Below are 19,551 nucleotides of genomic sequence, written 5' to 3'. Positions count from 1 at the left end.
TTTCTTTCATTTTAGCGCAAATGTTTGCATGGATTGTGTTTTGAAACGAACATATGTTCATTATATTTGTAGAAAAATTGTTCGTAATGGTACGTCAAAAGAAGCATCGTCTTATACAACGAGCTCCTAGTTTCGGAGGATTTATCCCATACGGGATGCAGCATACTTCTTCGGGGGAGGTAAATCTTACTTTTGAAGAGTATGAGGCTTTTACTTTGTGTGACTATGAACTGCTGAAGCACGAGGAGGCCGCTCAGTTAATGGGGGTGTCGCGTCCTACATTTACTCGTATTTACAGTAGTGCTCGTAAAAAGCTGGCACAAGCATTAGTTGAGGTTGCTGCTATTCGGATTGGAGGTGGGCGTATTGAGATGGCAACTAGCTGGTTTCATTGCCTTGATTGCGACGTTGACTTTAATTCAGATAGTGATAAAGAGGTCAGATGTCCGCTTTGTTCGGGAGGTCGTATAAACAAAAATTGGTAAGAGATGGTGTTAGGGATGGCTACGAGCCAAAATTCTGTAAGTGCCCCTATCGATATGCATTTTGGACGTTGTTCTTGGTTTTGCGTTTACGATACTGGTACTGGTGAAGTAGGATTTGTTAAAAATACTTTTACTTCGAGCAATGATTCTGCTGGGGTTCAGGTTGTGGAAATGCTTGAGAAACTTGGCGTAACAGTAGTTGTTGCTGGCCGATTTGGGAATAGGGTTGTGGATATGCTTAAAGGAAAAGGAATTCAGCTTATTGTTGTTTCCAAAGAAAAAAGCGTAGAAGATATTATTAACCGTACAAAACAAAGTAAAGAGCTATGAAGATTGCATTACCAACAAGAGAAGGTCGTATAGATAACCATTTTGGTCATTGCGAAATGTACACTGTATTTACAGTAAGCGAGAACCGAGAAATTGTGGGCACTGAAACCATCCCATCGCCTCAGGGCTGCGGGTGTAAGTCTAACATTGCATCGGTGCTGCAGGCGCAGGGCGTTGTGGTGATGCTAGCCGGCAACATGGGGGCAGGTGCGCTCAACGTGCTTGGCAACCACGGCATCCAGGTGGTTCGCGGCTGCTCGGGCGAGGTTAAGACCGTTGCCGAGGCTTGGCTAAAAGGCGAACTCGCCGATTCGGGCGTAGGCTGTTCGCATACGCATGACGATGGGCATGTTTGCAACCACTAGAAAGATGATGTCTAAAAAGTATCACGACACACGTATCACGTATCACGAAATGTTACCACAGCCTACTGCAATGTGGTCTAACTTGTCGTGATACGCATATCGTGATACGTGATACCCCTTTTTGGACAGCTTCCTTGTTCTAATAATAAGATAAGCAACCAATGAAAGTCACCACCCTAGTTGAAAATCTCACCTATAAGTCAGGGCTCTTAGCCGAGCATGGGCTGTCGTTCTACATCGAAACGGAGAGTAAGAAGATTCTCTTCGATACCGGGCAATCCGATGTTTTTGTACGCAACGCCCAAGCGCTGGGCATCGATCTCACTGAGGTTGATGCGGTGGTGATCAGCCATGGTCACTACGACCATGCGGGTGGGCTAAACACCTTTCTGCGCCTTAACCAAAAGGCGAAGGTGTACCTCAAGCGGGCTGCATTGGCTGATAAGTACCACGGCACCTCCCGTTACATCGGTGCTGCGGTGAACTCCAGCTTGGCATCAGGGCGCATCGTCTTTGTCGATGACCAACTGGAGTTAGATAGAGGTCTGTTCATCATCCCCCAAACTCCAATTGTCAACCCTGCAGACACCCACTTCAAGGGTTTCCTTGTCAAAAAGGAGAGCTTGTTTGAGGAGGACACCTTCGAGGATGAACTTTTCCTTGCTGTTGATTCTACCGATGGCATCTCCATTATCAGCAGCTGCTCGCACAGGGGCATTACCAACATGGTGGAGACGGCAAAATCAACTTTTAAGAAGGAGATAAAAGCAGTAGTGGGTGGCTTCCACTTGCAGGGATGCAGCCCAGAGCAGCTGGAGGAGACGATTAGCTACTTCGAGCAGCAGGCTCCTAAGTCGCTTGGCATTTGCCACTGCACCGGAATCGATCGATACGGTGCATTTGTGCAGTGGTTGGGCAGCACGGTTTTCTATAATTCTACAGGAACAACCTTCGAGTTGTAGCCTTTTTTGGTAGTTTTGGGCACTCTAAACGCTCAAAATACCTATGACTACTTGTCGGAATCGTGCCTTATTCCTACTTTTAACTATATCGTCCATTTTACTTGGACTTGGTTCCCGCAAAATGGCGGGATACCTTCCTGATTCTATAAACCTTGGTCTGGGCGATGCGCTTTGGGCTGTGATGGTTTATTTTTTATTTGCCGCTGCTTTTTGCAGATGGAGCATCGTTCGTACTGCTCTTGTTGCCCTAACCTTTTGCTATCTTATCGAGATATCGCAGCTCTACCATGCACCATGGATTGATGCTATTAGGGCTACCCGCCTGGGAGGTCTCGTGCTAGGCTTCGGTTTCCTTTGGACCGACATAGTTGCCTATACACTAGGTGTGGGTAGTGCGGTATTGTTCGAATCGTTTGCGTATCGAGCATCATTTCTTAGAAATCATCTATTTAAGGATAGATAAACGGCGATTTTTGTAACTATTTCCGACAACTTTGGTTTTCTTATAGAAAAAGTCTTTACCTGTATTAATATATACATCACATGATTTTCAAGAAGCAGCTTTTGATTATATCGATATTACTCCTTGGGGCAGGCTTATCCATGGCGCAGGGCAATCCATCATCGAAGCTATGGTACAAGCAGCCCGCACAGAAATGGTCTGCCGAAGCTTTGCCGATTGGTAACGGTAGGATGGGGGCAATGCTCTATGGTGGAGTCGATCAAGATCGTATTCAGTTTAACGAGCAAAGCCTTTGGTCGGGCGATAACAACTGGGATGGCGACTATGACACCGGCGATCATGGATTCGGTTCGTACCGTAATTTCGGGGAGATTGTCGTTGACTTTGCAGCTAAAAGTGATGCTACCTCTTATATTCGTTCGTTGGACATATCGAACGGCACTCATTCTACAAATTTTGTTCAGGATGGAGTGCGCTTCACCCGCGAAGCGTTTGCCAGCCATCCCGATCAGGTGATGCTTTTCCGCTATGCGGCGGATAAGATGGGCGCATTGTCCGGCAAAATTTCGTTAACCTCAGCCCAAGGTGCAGTGGCTGTTGCTACCGGAGAAGGGCTGACCTTTAGAGGCGAGATGCCCAATAAGCTGAAGTATGCAGCCGTTGTGCGCGTCCTTCACAATGGGGGAACGGTGATGGTTGAGGGTAATCGCTTAACCTTTAACAGATGCAATTCGTTAACCCTGCTTGTTGATGCGCGCACCAGCTATAAGCCATATTTTAAGTCCGATTGGCGAGGGGGAGACCCTATGGCGTTAATAGGGTTTGAGATTGCCAAGGCTCAAAGAAAAACGTTCGATGCATTGCGAAAGAATCACATTAAGGATCTGACTGCACTTTTGGGACGCGTGAAGTTCGACATCGGCACAACTTCGTCCGATTTGTTGGCTCTGCCAACCGATGTACGCCTGAAGCTCTATGCTGGGGTGGAAGTTCCGGTTGAGGCGGTTAAAGGGTGCAATATCGATTCAAGAGTTTTCGATAAGCTAGTAAACCAACGTAAAGGAACTGACGATCCCGATTTGGAAGAAGCCATGTTTTACTATGGGCGCTACTTGTTGGCCAGCTGTTCTCGTCCAGGTGGATTACCGGCCAACCTACAGGGTCTTTGGAATAATAGCAATACGCCTGCTTGGGCCAGCGACTACCACAACAACATCAACGTTCAGATGAACTACTGGGCAGCCGAATCCACCAACCTCTCGGAATGCCAAATCCCATTAATCGATTTTATAGTTGCTGCACAGGAACCCTGCCGTATTGCTACCCGCAAGGCATTTGGCGATAGTATGCGTGGCTGGACTGCTCGCACCAGCCAAAGTATTTTTGGAGGAAATGGCTGGGAGTGGAACATTCCGGCTAGTGCTTGGTATGCTCAACATGTTTATGAGCACTGGGCTTTCACGCAGGATATGGATTATCTGCGAAAAACAGGATATCCTATTATAAAGGAGATTTGTGAGTTTTGGGAGGACCACCTCAAAAAGCTACCTGATGGAACGTTGGTGGTACCTAACGGTTGGTCGCCCGAGCATGGTCCCCACGAAGATGGCGTTATGATGGACCAGCAGTTGGTTTGGGATCTTTTTCAGAACTACCTTGATGTTGCCAAAGCTCTTAATACGGATGCAGACTACCAGAAGAAGGTTGCCGATATGCAGGCGCACCTTGCTCCAAATAGGATTGGCAAGTGGGGGCAGCTGCAGGAGTGGCAGGTCGATCGTGATGATCCCGACGATCAGCACCGTCACACCTCTCATCTGTTTGCCGTTTATCCCGGTCGTCAGATCAGCAAAACCCTAACTCCACAGCTAGCCGAGGCGGCAATCATCTCCCTAAGGAGCCGTAGTGGCAACTACGGCAAGAACATCAACTCTCCATTTACGGTAGAATCGACGGTGGGCGATAGTCGCCGCTCGTGGACGTGGCCTTGGCGATGCGCCCTTTGGGCTCGCTTAGGCGAGGGGGAACGTGCTGCAATAATGATCCGCGGTTTGCTTACCTATAACACGCTGCCCAACCTATTCTGCAACCACCCACCGTTCCAGCTCGACGGTAATTTCGGTATACCTGCAGCAATGGTCGAAATGGTGCTGCAAAGCCATGCCGGAGAGATACAGCTGCTACCTGCATTGCCTAAGGAGTGGGCTACGAAGGGCTTCTTCACGGGGCTTCGTGCTCGTGGTGGGTATGTGGTAGACTGCGCATGGCAGAATGGAAAGGTAACCTCCTGCAAAATTCGTGGTATTAAGCCGGGTAAGGCTAGGGTGCGGATTAATGGAGAGATAAAAGAAGTTGAGGTAGGTGTCCTTTAGTTGCGATAAATTATAAACGAGCTAGAGCTACAGCCTTCTAAGCTGTGGCTCTAGTTTTTTATAGCATACTGTCTCCATTCATTTTTTAGCTTTATCAGATATTTTTTTATCACTCTTCTTTCGTTAGTCAATTCACAAACTTATATATTTGCGGCTGTAAATAGTTGACAGTGTCAAATAAAGTAGCATGAACTCAATTTGCAAGTTAAAGGATATCTATAAGGCGCTTCACGAATTCGAGGCGTCGTTCCTGAAGCAGTATGGGATTACCGTTAACGAGGGTATCATCCTCTGCATGCTGGGCGATGGGCCGCTTAAGGTGGGCGATATCTGTGCCGATTGCTCGTTGTCGAACTCGCGCCTATCGAAGGTGCTGGGTAGCCTAGAGAAGAAGGGGTATGTACAGCGCACAATCGACCCGAACGATAGGCGTGTAGTGATGGTAGAGCTTACACCTATTGGAATAGAGAAGAGATCTACGATGTCGGAAGAGCAGGTATGCATTCCCGATGCGCTATCGAAATTGTTAGAAAAATAAAACCATATAATACGATGAAGTACCTTATTGTTGGTGGAGTTGCAGGTGGCGCTACCACCGCTGCTCGCCTCAGAAGAATGGACGAGCAAAGCCAAATTGTGATGTTCGAGCGCGGCGAGCATGTATCGTACGCCAACTGCGGATTGCCCTACTACATTGGCGGCACCATTGCCGAGCGTGAGAAGCTTTTCCTTCAAACCCCTCAGTCGTTTAATGCCCGCTTTAACGTAGACGTGCGCGTTAACGCCGAGGTGGTGGCCATCAACAGAAATGAAAAGACGGTTACCGTAAAGAATCTGGCAAGTGGTGAGGAGTATGTGGAGAACTATGATAAGCTGGTGCTCTCGCCCGGTGCCGAGCCCGTTCGTCCGCCGCTACCGGGGATCGATACCGAGGGCATCTTTACCCTTCGAAACGTAACCGATACTGATAGGATTAAGCGCTACGTCACCGAGAACAGCATTAAGCGTGCGGTGGTGGTGGGAGCAGGGTTTATTGGCCTAGAGATGGCCGAGAACCTCCATCAGCTGGGCGCGTTGGTGTCGATTGTGGAGATGTCGGAGCAGGTGATGACTCCGCTCGACTACTCGATGGCTTCTATCGTGCATCAGCATCTGAAAACAAAGAATGTAGAGTTCTACCTAAAGGAGGCCGTTACGGCTTTCCGCAAGGAGAATGGGCAGATAGTGGTGTCGCTGAAGAGCGGGCGCGAGCTGAAGGCCGAGCTGGTTATCCTATCCATCGGTGTTCGACCCGATAACAAGCTGGCCAAGGATGCTGGGCTCGACATTGGCGTAACGGGCGGTATCAAGGTAAACGAGCATCTACAAACCTCCGATGCCGACATCTACGCGGTGGGCGATGCTATTGAGTATATCAACCCCATCACCCAGAAGCCAACCATAACCTATCTAGCAGGGCCTGCCAACCGTCAGGGCCGCATCTGTGCCGATAATATCGTCTTTGGAAATAGGATCGCCTACAAGGGCTCTATTGCTACGGCCATTGCCAAGGTGTTCGATATCACCGTAGGTTCGACGGGCGTTGCCGGGAAGACGCTCAAGCGCGAGGGGATATCCTACCTCGAATCGACCACCCACTCGGCCTCACATGCAGGGTACTATCCGGGGGCAATCCCAATGTCCATCAAGATTATGTACGCACCCGAAACGGGCAAACTGTACGGCGCTCAGGTGGTGGGCTACGATGGCACCGACAAGCGCTTGGATATGTTGGCAACCGTTATCAAGAATAACGGAACGATCCACGACTTGGTGGATATCGAGCATGCCTACGCGCCTCCGTACTCGTCGGCCAAAGATCCGGTAAACATTGCTGGATACGTTGCCGAGAATATTCTCGCCGGAAAGATGCGGCCGGTTTACTGGCGCCAGCTCATTGGCGACGATGCCAAGGAGTTCTTCCTGCTCGATGTCAGAACCAAGGAGGAGAATGCGCTGGGAACCATCCCTGGGGCGGTGAACATCCCGGTTGACGGCCTTCGCCAGCATCTTAACGAAATCCCAAAGGATAAAAAGATTGCCGTTTTCTGCGCGGTAGGGCTTCGCGGCCATGTGGCTTCGCGCATCCTGATGCAAAACGGGTTTAGCGAGGTGTACAACCTTTCGGGGGGCTACAAGACCTACCAGACTGCCGTTCAGAAGCAGAGCAACGAGGATATCTACGCCAACCTTACCATCGAAAAGGACGACCATATCTACCAAAAAACGCCTAAGATTAAGGTGCAGGCGCTTAAGGTTGATGCCTGCGGCCTTCAGTGCCCCGGCCCAATCATGAAGCTGAAGAAGTCGTTCGACGATGCCCAGGCGGGCGATATGGTGGAAATTACCTCTACCGATCCCGGCTTTGCCCGCGACGTGCAGAGCTGGTGCAGCAGCACCGGCAACCGTTTGGTATCGCTAACCAACGAAAAAGGGGTGATCACCGCCATTGCCGAAAAGGTGGAGGTTAAGGCTACTACACAGGCCGCCATCAGCCCAAAGAATAAAACGCTGATCGTGTTTAGCGACGATCTCGACCGCGCGCTGGCCTCTTTCGTGCTGGCCAACGGCGCCGCAGCAACCGGCCACAAGGTTACCATGTTCTTTACCTTCTGGGGGCTCAACGTCATCAAGAAGCAGCAGAAGCCTGCCGTTGCAAAAGATATAATGGGTAGAATGTTCGGATGGATGATGCCATCGAGCAGCCGCAAGCTGAAGCTCTCGAAGATGCACATGGGCGGCATGGGTACGGCTATGATGCGCAACGAGATGAAGCGTAAGGGCATCGACTCGCTCGAAAGCCTCATCCAGCAGGCCATCGACAACGGCGTAGAGTTTATCGCCTGCCAGATGTCTATGGATGTGATGGGCGTGAAGAAGGAGGAACTGCTCGACAACGTTGAGGTTGGCGGAGTGGCTACCTACATGGAGCGTGCCGAGAATGCCGGGGTTAACCTGTTTATCTAAGAAGACACAAGTATCAAGTATCAAGACGCAAGAGGACGATGTGTGTAGGAAAAAGGCTGCAAAGTGCAGATTCCCCTCCTTTTTAAGGAGGGGTCGGCGTAGCCGGGGGTGGTTGTCGGTAAAATGCGCACGTTAAGGATGGCGGTTTCCACCTATGTAGAATGTTGTTAATGTAAACCTATTGCTATGGCAAAAATTGGAATCATTCTGGAGACAAAGGAGTACGAAAAGGCGTGGAATGCCTTTCGCTTTGCGGTGACCGCTAAAAAGCAGGGGCACGAGGTAAAGGTGTTTCTGATGGGGGAGGCCGTAGAGTGCGAGGGTCTTACCCACGATAAATACAACGTTGACGAGCAGCTGAAAAGCTTCGTCAATATTGGTGGCGAGATTCTGGCTTGCGGCACCTGCCTGAAGTCGCGCCACCTTGAAAGCACCGAGGCATGCCCCATATCCACCATGGTCGATTGCGTAGAGCTGGTGGTCTGGGCCGATAAGACGGTTACCTTTTAAGCTATACGAGGGGCTAGATTTTTCTGGCCCCTCTTTTTTTTGCTGAAGCCCTTCAGCAAATTTCAGAATGGATTTTGGATTTCCCGTCGCCCGACGGTAACCTCAAATTTTCGTTTTGGGCTTACTGAACCCCTTCAGCAACCCCAAAATTGCAAGTTGAAATTACAGAAGCCCTTCAGTGACCTCAAAACGGCTAGTTTGGCCTGCTGAAGCCCTTCAGTAAATTTCCAAAATAGATTTTTGATTTCCCGCAGCCCGACGGTAACCTCAAATCTTCGTTTTGAGGTTACTTCCAACCTGCGGTAAGCCCAAAACGAAAAATAGGGTTACTTCCAAAGTGCGGGAAGCCCAATTCTGCCATTTTGGAGCAACCGCCAAAGTGCGGGAGGCTCAAAATGAAAATTTGGGCTTGCCGCAAAAGTGCGGGAAGCCCAAAATGGGATTTCGAGGTTCCCGCACTTTGGAATTTTTTTAAATTTTCGAGAACCTTCGTGACTTTTATGGATAAAAGGGCCTATAGCAGGTTGCTGGCCAGCTCGGCCAGCATGCTGCGCTCGCCCTTAACGAGGTTGACGTGGGCAAAGAGCTCCTGCCCGAGCATCTTGTCGCTGAGGTAGGTGAGGCCGTTGGACTTAATGTCCAAGTAGGGCTGGTCGATCTGGAAGATATCACCCGTAAACACCAACTTGGTACCCTCGCCGGCGCGGGTGATGATGGTCTTAATCTCGTGCGGGGTGAGGTTCTGCGCCTCGTCGATGATGAAGTAGACGTTGGTAAGGCTGCGCCCGCGGATGTAGGCCAGCGGGGTAATCACCAGCTTTTCCGACTTCAGGATCTCCTCGATGCGCATGTACTCGCGGTTGGTGTTCTTGTATCGGGTTTTGATGAAGTTGATGTTGTCGTACAGCGGCTGCATGTAGGGGCCAATCTTCGACTCCACATCGCCGGGAAGAAAGCCAATATCCTTGTTCGATAGCGGTACCACCGGACGGGCAACCAGAATTTGGTCGTACTCCTTCTCCTGGGCGAGGGCAGCGGCAAGCGCCAGTAGGGTCTTCCCGGTGCCTGCCTTTCCGGTAAGGGCCACCAGCTGCACATCCTTTCTAAGGAGGGCATCGAGCGAGAAGGCCTGCTCGGAGTTGCGCGGTTCGATGCCGTAGGCGCGGTGCTTCTCAATCCGCTTAAAGGCTCCTGATGGCTTGTCGAAGTAGGCGAGGGCGCTCTTGGTATTGCCCCTTAAAATCATGTACTCGTTATGGAAGAAGGCTTGCTTCATCTTATTTGCCGGTAGCTCGTTGTTCTTGTAGAAGGCCTCAACCATGTCATCGCCAAGCGGCACCTCCTCAACATCCTTTTTTAGGATGTCGATGTCGGCTACCTTATCGGTCAGGTAGTCCTGCGCCAGCAGCCCAAACGCCTTGGCTTTAAGCCTTAGGTTGATATCCTTCGAGATGAGGATTACGGGACGATCGGGGTGCTGCTCCTTTACGTATAGGGCGATGCTGAGGATTCGGTTGTCGGGGATGTCGTCGTAGAGCGACAGCTGCACCCTCTCGGGCATCTTTTGGCCCAGCTCAACGCGCAGCTTGCCCATATTTTTTCCTAGCGGGATGCCACCGTTAAAGAGGTTGTCGCCCGAAATCTTATCGAGCTCGCGGGCAAACTCGCGGGCGTTGTAGTTAATTTCCTCGTTGCCCTTCTTGAACTTATCCAGCTCCTCAAGCACGGTTATCGGAAGTACGACGTCGTTGTCCTGAAAGTTTCGAATGCAGCTATGGTCGTGTAGGATGACGTTGGTGTCGAGTACGAATACCTTTGAAACACCTTTCGTTGTAGAACTTTTCTTCATAATGGCCAAGGTTTAGTGGATTAGTAGGTAAGAACGTTAGTTGAGCGGTTATGCCGAAAACTTTAAAAGTTAAACCCACCGTAGAGAACATTTGTTTCTCTTTTATAGCTAAAATTGCAGGAAATTTATCAACATGACCTACCAGGAAACGCTCGATTATATGTTCAGCCAGCTCCCCATGTTCCATAGGGTTGGCAAAAGCGCCTACAAGGCAAACCTCGACAATACGCTCATCCTCGACGAGCATTTCGGACATCCGCACACGAAGTTTAAAACCATACACGTTGCTGGAACCAACGGAAAGGGTTCTACCTCGCACATGCTGGCCTCCATCCTTCAGGATGCCGGGCTAAAGGTAGGGTTGTACACCTCTCCCCACCTGCGCGACTTCCGCGAAAGGATTAAGATTAACGGCGTAGAGGTTTCGGAAGCCTACGTTGTCGATTTCGTGGAGCAGCACAAGGCGCTTTTCGAGAAGATACAGCCCTCGTTCTTCGAGATGACGGTAGCCCTAGCCTTCAAGTACTTCGCCGACGAGCAGATTGATGTTGCCGTGGTTGAGGTTGGTATGGGCGGTAGGCTCGATTCCACCAACATCATTAGCCCGCTGGTTAGCATCATCACCAACATCGGCTTCGACCATACCGAATTTCTTGGCGATACCTTGGCTAAGATTGCCTTCGAAAAGGGGGGCATCATCAAGCCTCAAACACCAGCTATTATCGGCGAGTCTCATCCCGAAACTGCATCGGTATTCGCTAAGATAGCCGAAGAAGTACAGGCTTCTCTTGTTTTTGCCGATCAGAGGTATAGGGTAGGGGAGCGCTCACTAACCAGCGATGGTCTGCAGCGGTTTACCATCGAGAGCAGCGCTGGCGATGTCGTTTATGATGATGTTGAGGTAGACCTTCAGGGCAGCTACCAGGCAAAGAATATTCTCGGCGTACTTACCGCTGTAGATGTGCTTAAGGCGCATTTCCCATCCCTCACCGACGATGCTGTTCGTCGTGGGCTACGCCATGCATCGGCGCAAACCGGACTCCGTGGCCGCTGGTTTAAGCTATCCAACAATCCGCTTACCATCTGCGATACCGGCCACAACGTTGATGGCATTACCTACATCGTCGATCAAATCAGCAAAACACCACACGAGAAGCTCTACTGGGTTTTTGGAATGGTAAGCGATAAAGAAATTAATAAGGTGATTCAACTACTCCCCAAGGACGCCTACTACATCTTCACCCAAGCATCCATTCCACGTGCTAAGGATGCCGATTTGCTGGCCGAAGAGTGTCGCGCTGCTGGTTTAGCCGGAGAGGTGGAAAAGAATGTTGAAAAGGCGGTAGAAAAAGCAAGAAGTATGGCTTCGAGTAACGATCTTATTTTCATAGGTGGAAGCACTTTTGTTGTTGCAGAAGTAGTTTAAAAGGTCTACGTTCAAAAGCAAATATTTTTAGCGGGCTCTTGCAGAATTAAAATTTTGCTGTACCTTTGCATCGCTTTTGGAAACAATCGCAGCGATCTTTGTAAAAGATTTTTGAAAGGGAGCATAGCTCAGCTGGTTCAGAGCATCTGCCTTACAAGCAGAGGGTCACAGGTTCGAATCCTGTTGCTCCCACTTCTTTCAAAAATAGCATACTCGGGAGCATAGCTCAGCTGGTTCAGAGCATCTGCCTTACAAGCAGAGGGTCACAGGTTCGAATCCTGTTGCTCCCACTTTTCGAAAAAAAACATACTTTGGGAGCATAGCTCAGCTGGTTCAGAGCATCTGCCTTACAAGCAGAGGGTCACAGGTTCGAATCCTGTTGCTCCCACGAAGATAAAGAGGGGAATTACTTAGCGGTAGTTCCCTTTTTGCGTTTACACCATTTTGTATGGAAGCATTCTGGGTTTACATCCTATACAGTGCCAAACTGGATCGATACTACATTGGTAGTACCAACAATCTAGCCCGTCGGCTAGCAGAGCATGAACGGGGCTAGACGACCTACTCCCGCCAAGGTTCTCCTTGGGCTTTGAAGTATAGCGAGGCGTATTCCTCTCGTTCGGAAGCCTATAGTCGGGAGATGGAGCTGAAAGGATGGAAAAGCCGCAAGCGCATAGAAAGCTTAATCGTTGATGGGGCCCAGCAGGAAGCAGGGCATCCCGCTTAAGGCGGGAGGGTCACAGGTTCGAATCCTGTTGCTCCCACGAAGATAAAGAGGGGAATTACTTAGCGGTAGTTCCCTTTTTGCATTTACCTAAATTGGTATGGAAACTTTTTGGGTTTACATTCTTTACAGTGCAAGAATTTGCCTCTCCTCCTAGCTAGCGCTAAGCCTTATTTTAGGATTTGGCTTTTAGTTCTTGCAAATCACTCCAAATCTTTTTGTATAAAATCGTTTGATTTTTTCTTGTTTTAAGCTAATTTAAGGGCAAACTAATTTCCCGAAATTACATGGCAAATACTAAATCGAACTACAAAGGGGTGATTGGCGTCCTTACAGGAGGAGGCGATGTGCCCGGTTTAAATCCAGCTATCAGGGCGGTAACGTTCCGCGCTATTCGTGAAGGTTACAAGGTGATTGGAATCCGTAAAGGATGGGAGGGTATGATAACCATCGATCGCTCTAAAAAACTTGAAGAGCAGGAGGATGCAGTTGTTCTTACCGAACAGATGGTGAATAGGTTGGGAAGAACTGGAGGTACATTCCTGCATTCTTCGCGTACTCGTCCTGACATGGTAAAGTTGGATAGAGTTCCTGATCTCTACAAGGATAAGTACACCCTTGACATCAACGACATGACCAGTGAGGTGATGTTGAATATCGACTATCTAGGACTAGATTACCTCATTCCGATAGGAGGCGATGATACGCTTAGCTACGGGGTGCACCTGCATAGTAAGGGCGTGCCTGTAGTAGCCATCCCTAAAACAATGGATAATGATGTTCCTGGAACCGATTACTGCATTGGTTTTGGCACCTGCATCTCGCGTACAATTGAGCTTGCGCACGAGTTGCGAACTTCGGCTGGCTCGCACGAGCGCTTTTTGGTCATAGAAGTTTTTGGGCGTTATGCTGGATTCTCTGCCTTACTGCCTACCATGGCAGGCGCTGCCGATCGATGCGTTATCCCTGAGCATAAGTTCGACATCGAGCATCTTACCGAACTGATGGTTCAAGATAGAGCTAACAATCCAAGTAAGTATTCCGTTCTTTTGGTTTCAGAAGGGGCTATGTTTAAAAACGGAGATATGATCTTTAAGGGTGAAGAGGCCGATGCCTATGGGCACAAGAAACTCGGTGGAATTGGTGATATCGTTTCGGAACAGATGCGAAATATATCGGCAAAATACAATAATGGTAGAAAGATTGATGTTATCAACCAGCGATTGGGCTATATGGTTCGGTCTGGGGCGCCTGATGCGCTTGATAGCATTGTGCCTATGGCTTTTGGAAACCTTGCGCTCGATCTTATTCTTAAAGGAACTTTTGGTAGGTTGGTGAGCTTACGCAATGGGAGGTACGACAATGTACCTATCGAAGTTGTAACTAGCTACAAAAAGAAGGTTGATATCGAAAAGTTCTACGATAAGGAACGGTATCGACCACGGTACGAGAATTTCAACGATAAGCCACAGCTTATTATGACAAGCGACTACTAGGCCGTTAAAGAGAGGAGAGATTTTTCATCTCTCCTTTTTTATTTTAGAAATTGTAATGAGAATTCAACCTAGTTCTGGAATTTCTAAATTTTAAGTGTTAAATCGCGGAAGTGAATTTGGGCCATGTGGTTTAATCTGCGACGATAAGAACATTACTTTTTGTTATATTGTAGCTTGATTTTGGTTTATTGTTGCAAATTGTAATGTAGAATAGATTTCGTAGTGATAAATTTGTTAAATCTGTTTTTGCTAAACGAAAAACTATTACTTTTGGTGGCATCAGAAAACGCAATCATATGGAAAATTTAGATTGGGGTAAGTTGCCTTTCGGTTACATCAAAACCGACTACAACATCCGTTGTACATTTAAAGATGGGAAATGGGGAGAATTAGAGGTGTCTGATTCGGAATATCTCCCAATTCATATTGCCGCAACAGGACTTCATTATGGACAAGAGGCATTTGAAGGCTTAAAGGCTTATAGAGGCAAAGATGGCAAGATCCGTCTTTTCCGTTGGATCGAGAATGCGAAGCGTTTACATCGGTCGGCTGAAGGCATTCTGATGGCTCCAGTTCCTGAAAAGCTTTTTGAAGAGGCAATCCTTAAGGTTGTGAAGCTTAACGAGCGCTTCGTACCGCCATATGGTACAGGTGCATCACTATACCTGCGCCCAGTTCTATTTGGTACAGGCGCAGAGGTGGGCGTTAAACCTGCAAGCGAGTACACCTTTATCGTATTTGCAACGCCTGTCGGTCCTTACTTCAAGGAAGGCTTTAACCCTGTTAAGATTGCTATTGTTAAGGATAGCGATCGTGCTGCACCGCTAGGTACCGGAACCTTAAAGGTTGGTGGTAACTATGCTGCTAGCCTCCGTGGTGTTGTAGAAACCCACCATAAGGGCTATAGCTCGCCAATGTACCTCGATGCAAAGGAGAAGAAGTACATCGATGAGATTGGTGCCGCTAACTTCTTTGGCATTAAGGATAACTGCTATATAACCCCCGAGAGCACAAGTATTCTTCCATCGATAACCAACATGAGCTTGCTAACGTTGGCCGAAGATCTTGGAATTAAGGCTATCCGCCGTCCTATTCCGGTAGAGGAACTAGACACCTTTGAAGAGGTTGGCGCTTGCGGAACGGCTGCCGTTATATCTCCAATTGGCGAGATTGCCGATCTGGAAACCGGTAAGGTTTACAAGTTCTGCAAAGACGGACGTCCAGGACCAGTATCGACTAAGCTGTACGAAACCCTGGTGGCGATTCAGTATGGCGATATTCCTGATCCTCACGGCTGGGTTACCATTGTTGAGTAATCAAGAAAACAAAAATAAGCATAGAAGGGCGGCAAACATGTCGCCCTTCATTTTTAGATATTTGTCGGAAAAAGGCTACCTTTGTGGCCGATTCGGCGATCTTACGAACCGCGTAAGATTAAAGGGAATCCGGTTAAAATCCGGAGCTGTACCCGCAGCTGTATGTCCTAGTAGCGGCCTTTAATGGTTTACCACTGTCAGCTGATGATGGGAAGGTTTTAAAGGGGGGACGAGCCAGAAGACCTGCCACGATCATGGGTAAACATCAACTTTCGGGAATAAAAGTTTAAAGAATGACACGTTTTAGAGCCTTACTGGCAACTGCACTGGTTTTACTGCTGTTTAGCGCTTGCTCTTCCAAAAAAAACGGCAACGGCGAATCATCGAACTCCGGTTCGTCCTACTTTTCGGAGAAAATAACCCTTAAGTACCTTCGCGGATTTAGCATTGGCTACCACGGCAGCTACGCTACGGTTGACGTTCGCGATCCGTTCGACTCGACCAAGCTGCTTAAGCGCTACATCCTGATCGATCGTACTAAACCTACCCCTACGGGATTGCCCCAAGGCATTGTGGTGAAGGTTCCTGTCGAGAAATCGGCCTGCTTTTACGGTTTAACGGTGAACGAGATGGCCCGCCTAGGAGTGAACCAGACCGTAACCGGAGTGGCCGAACCCCAATACGTAAAGGATGGCCTTGTGCAGGCGGGGCTTAAGCAGGGCAAGGTGGTGGATCTGGGCGAGGTGGCGCAGGCCAACGTGGAGCGCATCATCGAAGCGAACCCGGAGATACTGGTTGTCTCGCCAATTTCGGGGGGATCGCTAAATAAGATAGAGCAAACGGGCGTACCGCTGGTGTACGACTGCTCGTACCTGGAGAATACGCCGCTGGCGCGTGCGGAATGGATTAAGTTCATCGCGCTATTCTTTAAAAAGGAGGCGCTTGCCAACAAAATGTTCGATAGCGTTGATGCCCGATACTGCCGCGTTGCAAAAATTGCAAGGGCTTCCAAGTCGCATCGGCCTACGGTATTCACCGAAAAGAAGTTCGGACAGGTGTGGTACACCCCTGGAGGCCGCAGCTACATGGCTCGCTTCCTAGAGGATGCCGGAGCCGACTACATCTGGAAGGATGATAAGAGCACGGGTTCGCTACCGCTAAGCTTTGAGTCGGTGCTGGCAAAAGCATCGAATGCCGACTACTGGATCATAAAAACCAACACCCCATACGTGTACACCTACGCCCATCTCGAAAAGGAGTTCGGGCTGTACAGCAGCTTCAAGGCGTTTAAGGAGGGCTCCATCGTTAGCTGCGATACGGGAAGAGTGCCCTACTACGAGGACGGCTACCTTGAGCCGGATGTCATCCTTAGCGATATGGTGAGCATCTTCCATCCGGAGCTGCTGCCCGGCTATATTCCCAAATACTTTAAAATGCTGGCCCGATGAGCATCGCTGCAGCGAGACGTAAGCGGAGCCAAAGCGTGCGCATTATGGCAGGAGTAGGGGCGCTGATCCCACTTCTGATGCTGATGAATATTGCTTGGGGAACGGTGTCCATTCCTGTGGGAAAGGTGTTCGAGATACTTTCCGGGGCCGACACGTCGAACGTTGCGTGGAATAACATTATTTGGATGTCACGCATGCCCCAGTCGATTACGGCCATGCTGGCTGGCGCTGCCCTTGCGGCCTGCGGGCTGATGATGCAAACGCTCTTTCGCAATCCGCTTGCCGATCCTTCGATCCTCGGAATTAGTACGGGTGCGAATTTGGGCGTTGCCATCATGGTGCTATCGCTCAACGGGTCGATGGTGGTAGGCACCATTATGGGCTACACCGCCAACATCCTAGCGGCATTCGTTGGCGCTCTGGCCGTACTGCTGATCATCCTATCGCTATCGGGAAAAATAAAGAATACGGCCATGCTGCTTATCGTGGGTATCATGATTGGCTTCATGGCATCGTCCATCATATCGGTGCTTAACTTTTACGCCTCGAAGGAGAACATCCAAATCTTCGTGCTTTGGGGGCTGGGCGATTTCTCGAACGTAACGTGGAACGAGATGCCCTCCTTTGCCATTGCTTCGACTATTGGGATTGCGTTTGCCCTTTTGCAGATTAAGCCGCTGAACGCGCTGCTGCTGGGCGAAAATTACGCCTCGAACCTTGGGGTTAACGTAAAGCGGGCGCGATACTCCATTCTGCTGGCCGCAGGTTTGCTGATTGCGGCTGTTACGGCCTTCTGTGGGCCGATATCCTTTATCGGTTTGGCCGTTCCGCACGTGGCGCGGATGCTGCTCGGGACATCGAACCACAAGACGCTGCTGCCGGCAACCATTCTGCTGGGCTCGGTGGTTGCTCTTTTGTGCAACCTGCTAACAACCCTGCCGGGTGAGGGAGGGATTATCCCCATTAATGCCGTAACTTCGATGCTTGGTGCGCCGGTGGTGATATACGTGATCTTTAACCGTCGTAAGCTACAATACTTTTCGTGATGAGTGCAAGGAAACAACCGCAAACCGAACAGGTAACCCTTAAGGCAACAGGGTTGGGCATTGGCTACTCCGCTGGCCGAAGCCAGGCTACGCTCCTGCACGAGAACCTTAACCTGGAGCTGAAGACGGGCGAGCTTACCTGCTTGCTGGGTCCCAACGGTGCGGGCAAGTCTACCCTTATCCGTACGCTGGTTGGCTTTCAGCCAAGGCTGGCCGGCGATGTTTACATCGGGGGTAAGCCCATAAAGGGGTACTCTCAGGGCGAATACGCCAAGCTGGTAAGCGTTGTGCTTACCGAGCGATCGTCGATAGGCGGAATGACCGTGCGCGAGCTGGTGGGCATGGGCCGTTATCCGCACACCGGATACTTTGGCATCCTGCGCACCAAGGATCATAGGGTGGTTGAGCGGGCAATTGCGCAGGTTGGGATTGCTGATTTGGCCGGCAAGTACGTATCGGAGCTGAGCGATGGCGAGCGCCAAAAGGCGATGATTGCAAAGGCGCTGGCTCAGGAAACGCCCATCATCATTCTGGACGAGCCTACCGCGTTTCTCGACCTTCCGAGCAAGATTGAGGTGATGGTGCTGCTGCTTAACCTTGCGGAGCAGACGCAGAAGAGCATTCTGCTATCGACGCACGACCTAGAGCTGGCGCTGCAGCTGGCCGATAGGCTCTGGCTGCTGGCAAAAGACCGCGAGCTGGTGTCGGGCGTGCCCGAAGATCTGGTGCTCTCGGGCGAGTTCAACTCGTTCTTCGAGCGCGAGGGCATACTTTTCGATAAGGAGACCGGATCGTTTCGTGTGCACAACCCTATTGCCAAGTCGGTGCACATATCCGGGGTAGGGGTGGAGGCGCAGTGGGTGGCCAACGCGCTGGTACGAAACGGCTTTGCGCCATCGGCCGATCCCGATGCCGAATACCGCGTGGAGGTGAGCGAGGAGTATCCCGGTGAGTACCTGGTTTACCGCAACTCGGTGAAGATGTTTACGGCCAACTCCATCGAAAACCTGCTGAAACTGCTGAAGGCGTCGTAGCGGCTTTATAAAAGAGACTTTCTGAGATTAAATACCTACCGTTAGTCGTGGCAATTTTGCTGCGACTTTTTGTTTTGGGCTGGTGTGAGGTAGTGCATTAAGGTTTTCCGCTGGTTATCTTCATATAGCGGCAACTTTTACTTCATAGGCGTAACGCTAAGAGTTGTTTCGAAATCTTAAATGCATAATTATAGCAGTTTATCCCCTCCTTAGGAGGGGTAGGGGTGGGTTAAGGTTTTTTCAAATAGAAGGAATATGCTTTTCATCCATCCCTTGTCCTTTCTAGGACATTGTCGTTAGGTTAAGTAATTGGAAGGCGGTAAGCTCCATTTTTCATTTCTTTTCAGGGATGAAAAGAAACGAAACAAAGAAAAATCCTGCACGAATTAACTCGCTCGGTCGCGGGGATAACATTTCCTTTTCAAAATAGATTCTAGGCCAATCATCGCTATTACGCTGATTGTCGTTGTGCAAGCTCCGCTCGCTCAAACAGAATTCGTGCCTGTCTGGTATGGCTTCGCCATGGTGTTTACGGAATAACCTTGCGGCTCTTTTTACCAATCCATTCCGTTTGTTCGGTATCCGTCATTTTAATACTCTGGTTTTGTTCTTCAATAAATAGTTCTCGTATGTTTGCAGCACAGGAATGGCCAGTGAAATTTACCATGATTCGGTAAGTTTGCGACCATTAATCAGAAAAGAAGACGTGAGAATAGCAA

General features: G+C 49.5%; 18 protein-coding genes, 3 tRNA genes and 1 riboswitch. Of the genes, 19 read left to right on the top strand and 2 right to left on the bottom strand.

Features of this window, described 5'->3' with window-relative positions:
- Window positions 1-86: 86 nt before the first annotated feature.
- The 9 genes from CLV25_RS05475 (at window position 87) to CLV25_RS05435 (ending at window position 8,493) form a co-directional block, all read left to right on the top strand.
- Window positions 87-485, top strand: coding sequence for a DUF134 domain-containing protein (locus tag CLV25_RS05475; RefSeq protein ID WP_131838633.1), 399 nt, complete (start codon window positions 87-89; stop codon window positions 483-485).
- Window positions 486-488: 3 nt separating this feature from the next.
- Window positions 489-815, top strand: a complete 327-nt coding sequence (locus CLV25_RS05470; RefSeq protein WP_131838632.1) for a NifB/NifX family molybdenum-iron cluster-binding protein — start codon at window positions 489-491, stop codon at window positions 813-815.
- Window positions 812-1,180 (top strand): NifB/NifX family molybdenum-iron cluster-binding protein, encoded by a 369-nt coding sequence (locus CLV25_RS05465; protein WP_131838631.1) that lies wholly within the window; start codon window positions 812-814, stop codon window positions 1,178-1,180. Before CLV25_RS05470 ends, CLV25_RS05465 begins: the two co-directional genes overlap by 4 nt.
- 161 nt (window positions 1,181-1,341) lie before the next feature.
- A complete protein-coding gene (locus CLV25_RS05460; RefSeq protein ID WP_131838630.1) occupies window positions 1,342-2,142 on the top strand; it encodes an MBL fold metallo-hydrolase in 801 nt (266 codons plus the stop codon).
- 43 nt (window positions 2,143-2,185) lie between these two features.
- The gene (locus CLV25_RS05455; protein WP_131838629.1) at window positions 2,186-2,605 is read left to right on the top strand and encodes a ribosomal maturation YjgA family protein; all 420 of its coding nucleotides are present in this window, start codon (window positions 2,186-2,188) and stop codon (window positions 2,603-2,605) included.
- An 80-nt stretch (window positions 2,606-2,685) separates the two neighbouring features.
- Window positions 2,686-4,977, top strand: coding sequence for a glycoside hydrolase family 95 protein (locus CLV25_RS05450; protein WP_131838628.1), 2,292 nt, complete (start codon window positions 2,686-2,688; stop codon window positions 4,975-4,977).
- 187 nt (window positions 4,978-5,164) lie between these two features.
- On the top strand, window positions 5,165-5,515 hold the full coding sequence (locus tag CLV25_RS05445) for a MarR family winged helix-turn-helix transcriptional regulator (RefSeq protein ID WP_131838627.1): 351 nt from the start codon (window positions 5,165-5,167) through the stop codon (window positions 5,513-5,515).
- 14 nt (window positions 5,516-5,529) lie between these two features.
- A complete protein-coding gene (locus CLV25_RS05440; RefSeq protein ID WP_131838626.1) occupies window positions 5,530-7,983 on the top strand; it encodes an FAD-dependent oxidoreductase in 2,454 nt (817 codons plus the stop codon).
- 186 nt (window positions 7,984-8,169) lie between these two features.
- Window positions 8,170-8,493 (top strand): DsrE/DsrF/TusD sulfur relay family protein, encoded by a 324-nt coding sequence (locus CLV25_RS05435; protein ID WP_131838625.1) that lies wholly within the window; start codon window positions 8,170-8,172, stop codon window positions 8,491-8,493.
- Window positions 8,494-9,007: 514 nt separating this feature from the next.
- Here CLV25_RS05435 and CLV25_RS05430 read toward each other — a convergent pair.
- A complete protein-coding gene (locus tag CLV25_RS05430; RefSeq protein ID WP_131838624.1) occupies window positions 9,008-10,342 on the bottom strand; it encodes a PhoH family protein in 1,335 nt (444 codons plus the stop codon).
- 133 nt (window positions 10,343-10,475) lie between these two features.
- On the opposite strand from CLV25_RS05430, the gene CLV25_RS05425 reads away from it, so the two are divergent.
- The 10 genes from CLV25_RS05425 (at window position 10,476) to CLV25_RS05375 (ending at window position 18,832) form a co-directional block, all read left to right on the top strand.
- Window positions 10,476-11,768, top strand: coding sequence for a bifunctional folylpolyglutamate synthase/dihydrofolate synthase (locus CLV25_RS05425; protein WP_131838623.1), 1,293 nt, complete (start codon window positions 10,476-10,478; stop codon window positions 11,766-11,768).
- A gap of 117 nt (window positions 11,769-11,885) precedes the next feature.
- Window positions 11,886-11,960, top strand: a tRNA-Val gene (locus CLV25_RS05420).
- A gap of 23 nt (window positions 11,961-11,983) precedes the next feature.
- Window positions 11,984-12,058 (top strand) — tRNA-Val (locus CLV25_RS05415).
- A gap of 23 nt (window positions 12,059-12,081) precedes the next feature.
- A tRNA-Val gene (locus CLV25_RS05410) sits at window positions 12,082-12,156 on the top strand.
- A gap of 60 nt (window positions 12,157-12,216) precedes the next feature.
- Window positions 12,217-12,324, top strand: a complete 108-nt coding sequence (locus tag CLV25_RS16165; protein WP_131838622.1) for a GIY-YIG nuclease family protein — start codon at window positions 12,217-12,219, stop codon at window positions 12,322-12,324.
- A gap of 455 nt (window positions 12,325-12,779) precedes the next feature.
- On the top strand, window positions 12,780-13,988 hold the full coding sequence (locus CLV25_RS05395; protein WP_131838621.1) for a 6-phosphofructokinase: 1,209 nt from the start codon (window positions 12,780-12,782) through the stop codon (window positions 13,986-13,988).
- Between the two features lie 296 nt (window positions 13,989-14,284).
- Complete coding sequence (locus CLV25_RS05390) at window positions 14,285-15,304, top strand: branched-chain amino acid aminotransferase (RefSeq protein WP_131838620.1); 1,020 nt, start codon at window positions 14,285-14,287, stop codon at window positions 15,302-15,304.
- A 67-nt stretch (window positions 15,305-15,371) separates the two neighbouring features.
- Window positions 15,372-15,569, top strand: a riboswitch (cobalamin riboswitch).
- Window positions 15,570-15,597: 28 nt separating this feature from the next.
- Window positions 15,598-16,752, top strand: coding sequence for an ABC transporter substrate-binding protein (locus tag CLV25_RS05385; protein ID WP_131838619.1), 1,155 nt, complete (start codon window positions 15,598-15,600; stop codon window positions 16,750-16,752).
- Between the two features lie 44 nt (window positions 16,753-16,796).
- Window positions 16,797-17,798 (top strand): iron ABC transporter permease, encoded by a 1,002-nt coding sequence (locus tag CLV25_RS05380; RefSeq protein WP_131838817.1) that lies wholly within the window; start codon window positions 16,797-16,799, stop codon window positions 17,796-17,798.
- Window positions 17,798-18,832, top strand: coding sequence for an ABC transporter ATP-binding protein (locus CLV25_RS05375; RefSeq protein WP_131838618.1), 1,035 nt, complete (start codon window positions 17,798-17,800; stop codon window positions 18,830-18,832). The genes CLV25_RS05380 and CLV25_RS05375 overlap by 1 nt, the downstream gene beginning before the upstream one ends.
- A 529-nt stretch (window positions 18,833-19,361) precedes the next feature.
- On the opposite strand, the gene CLV25_RS15910 is transcribed toward CLV25_RS05375, so the two are convergent.
- Complete coding sequence (locus CLV25_RS15910; protein ID WP_165876996.1) at window positions 19,362-19,499, bottom strand: hypothetical protein; 138 nt, start codon at window positions 19,497-19,499, stop codon at window positions 19,362-19,364.
- Window positions 19,500-19,551: the final 52 nt, after the last annotated feature.

Source organism: Acetobacteroides hydrogenigenes (assembly GCF_004340205.1).
Taxonomy (GTDB): domain Bacteria; phylum Bacteroidota; class Bacteroidia; order Bacteroidales; family ZOR0009; genus Acetobacteroides; species Acetobacteroides hydrogenigenes.
This window is presented reverse-complemented; position numbering and strand designations above follow the sequence as displayed.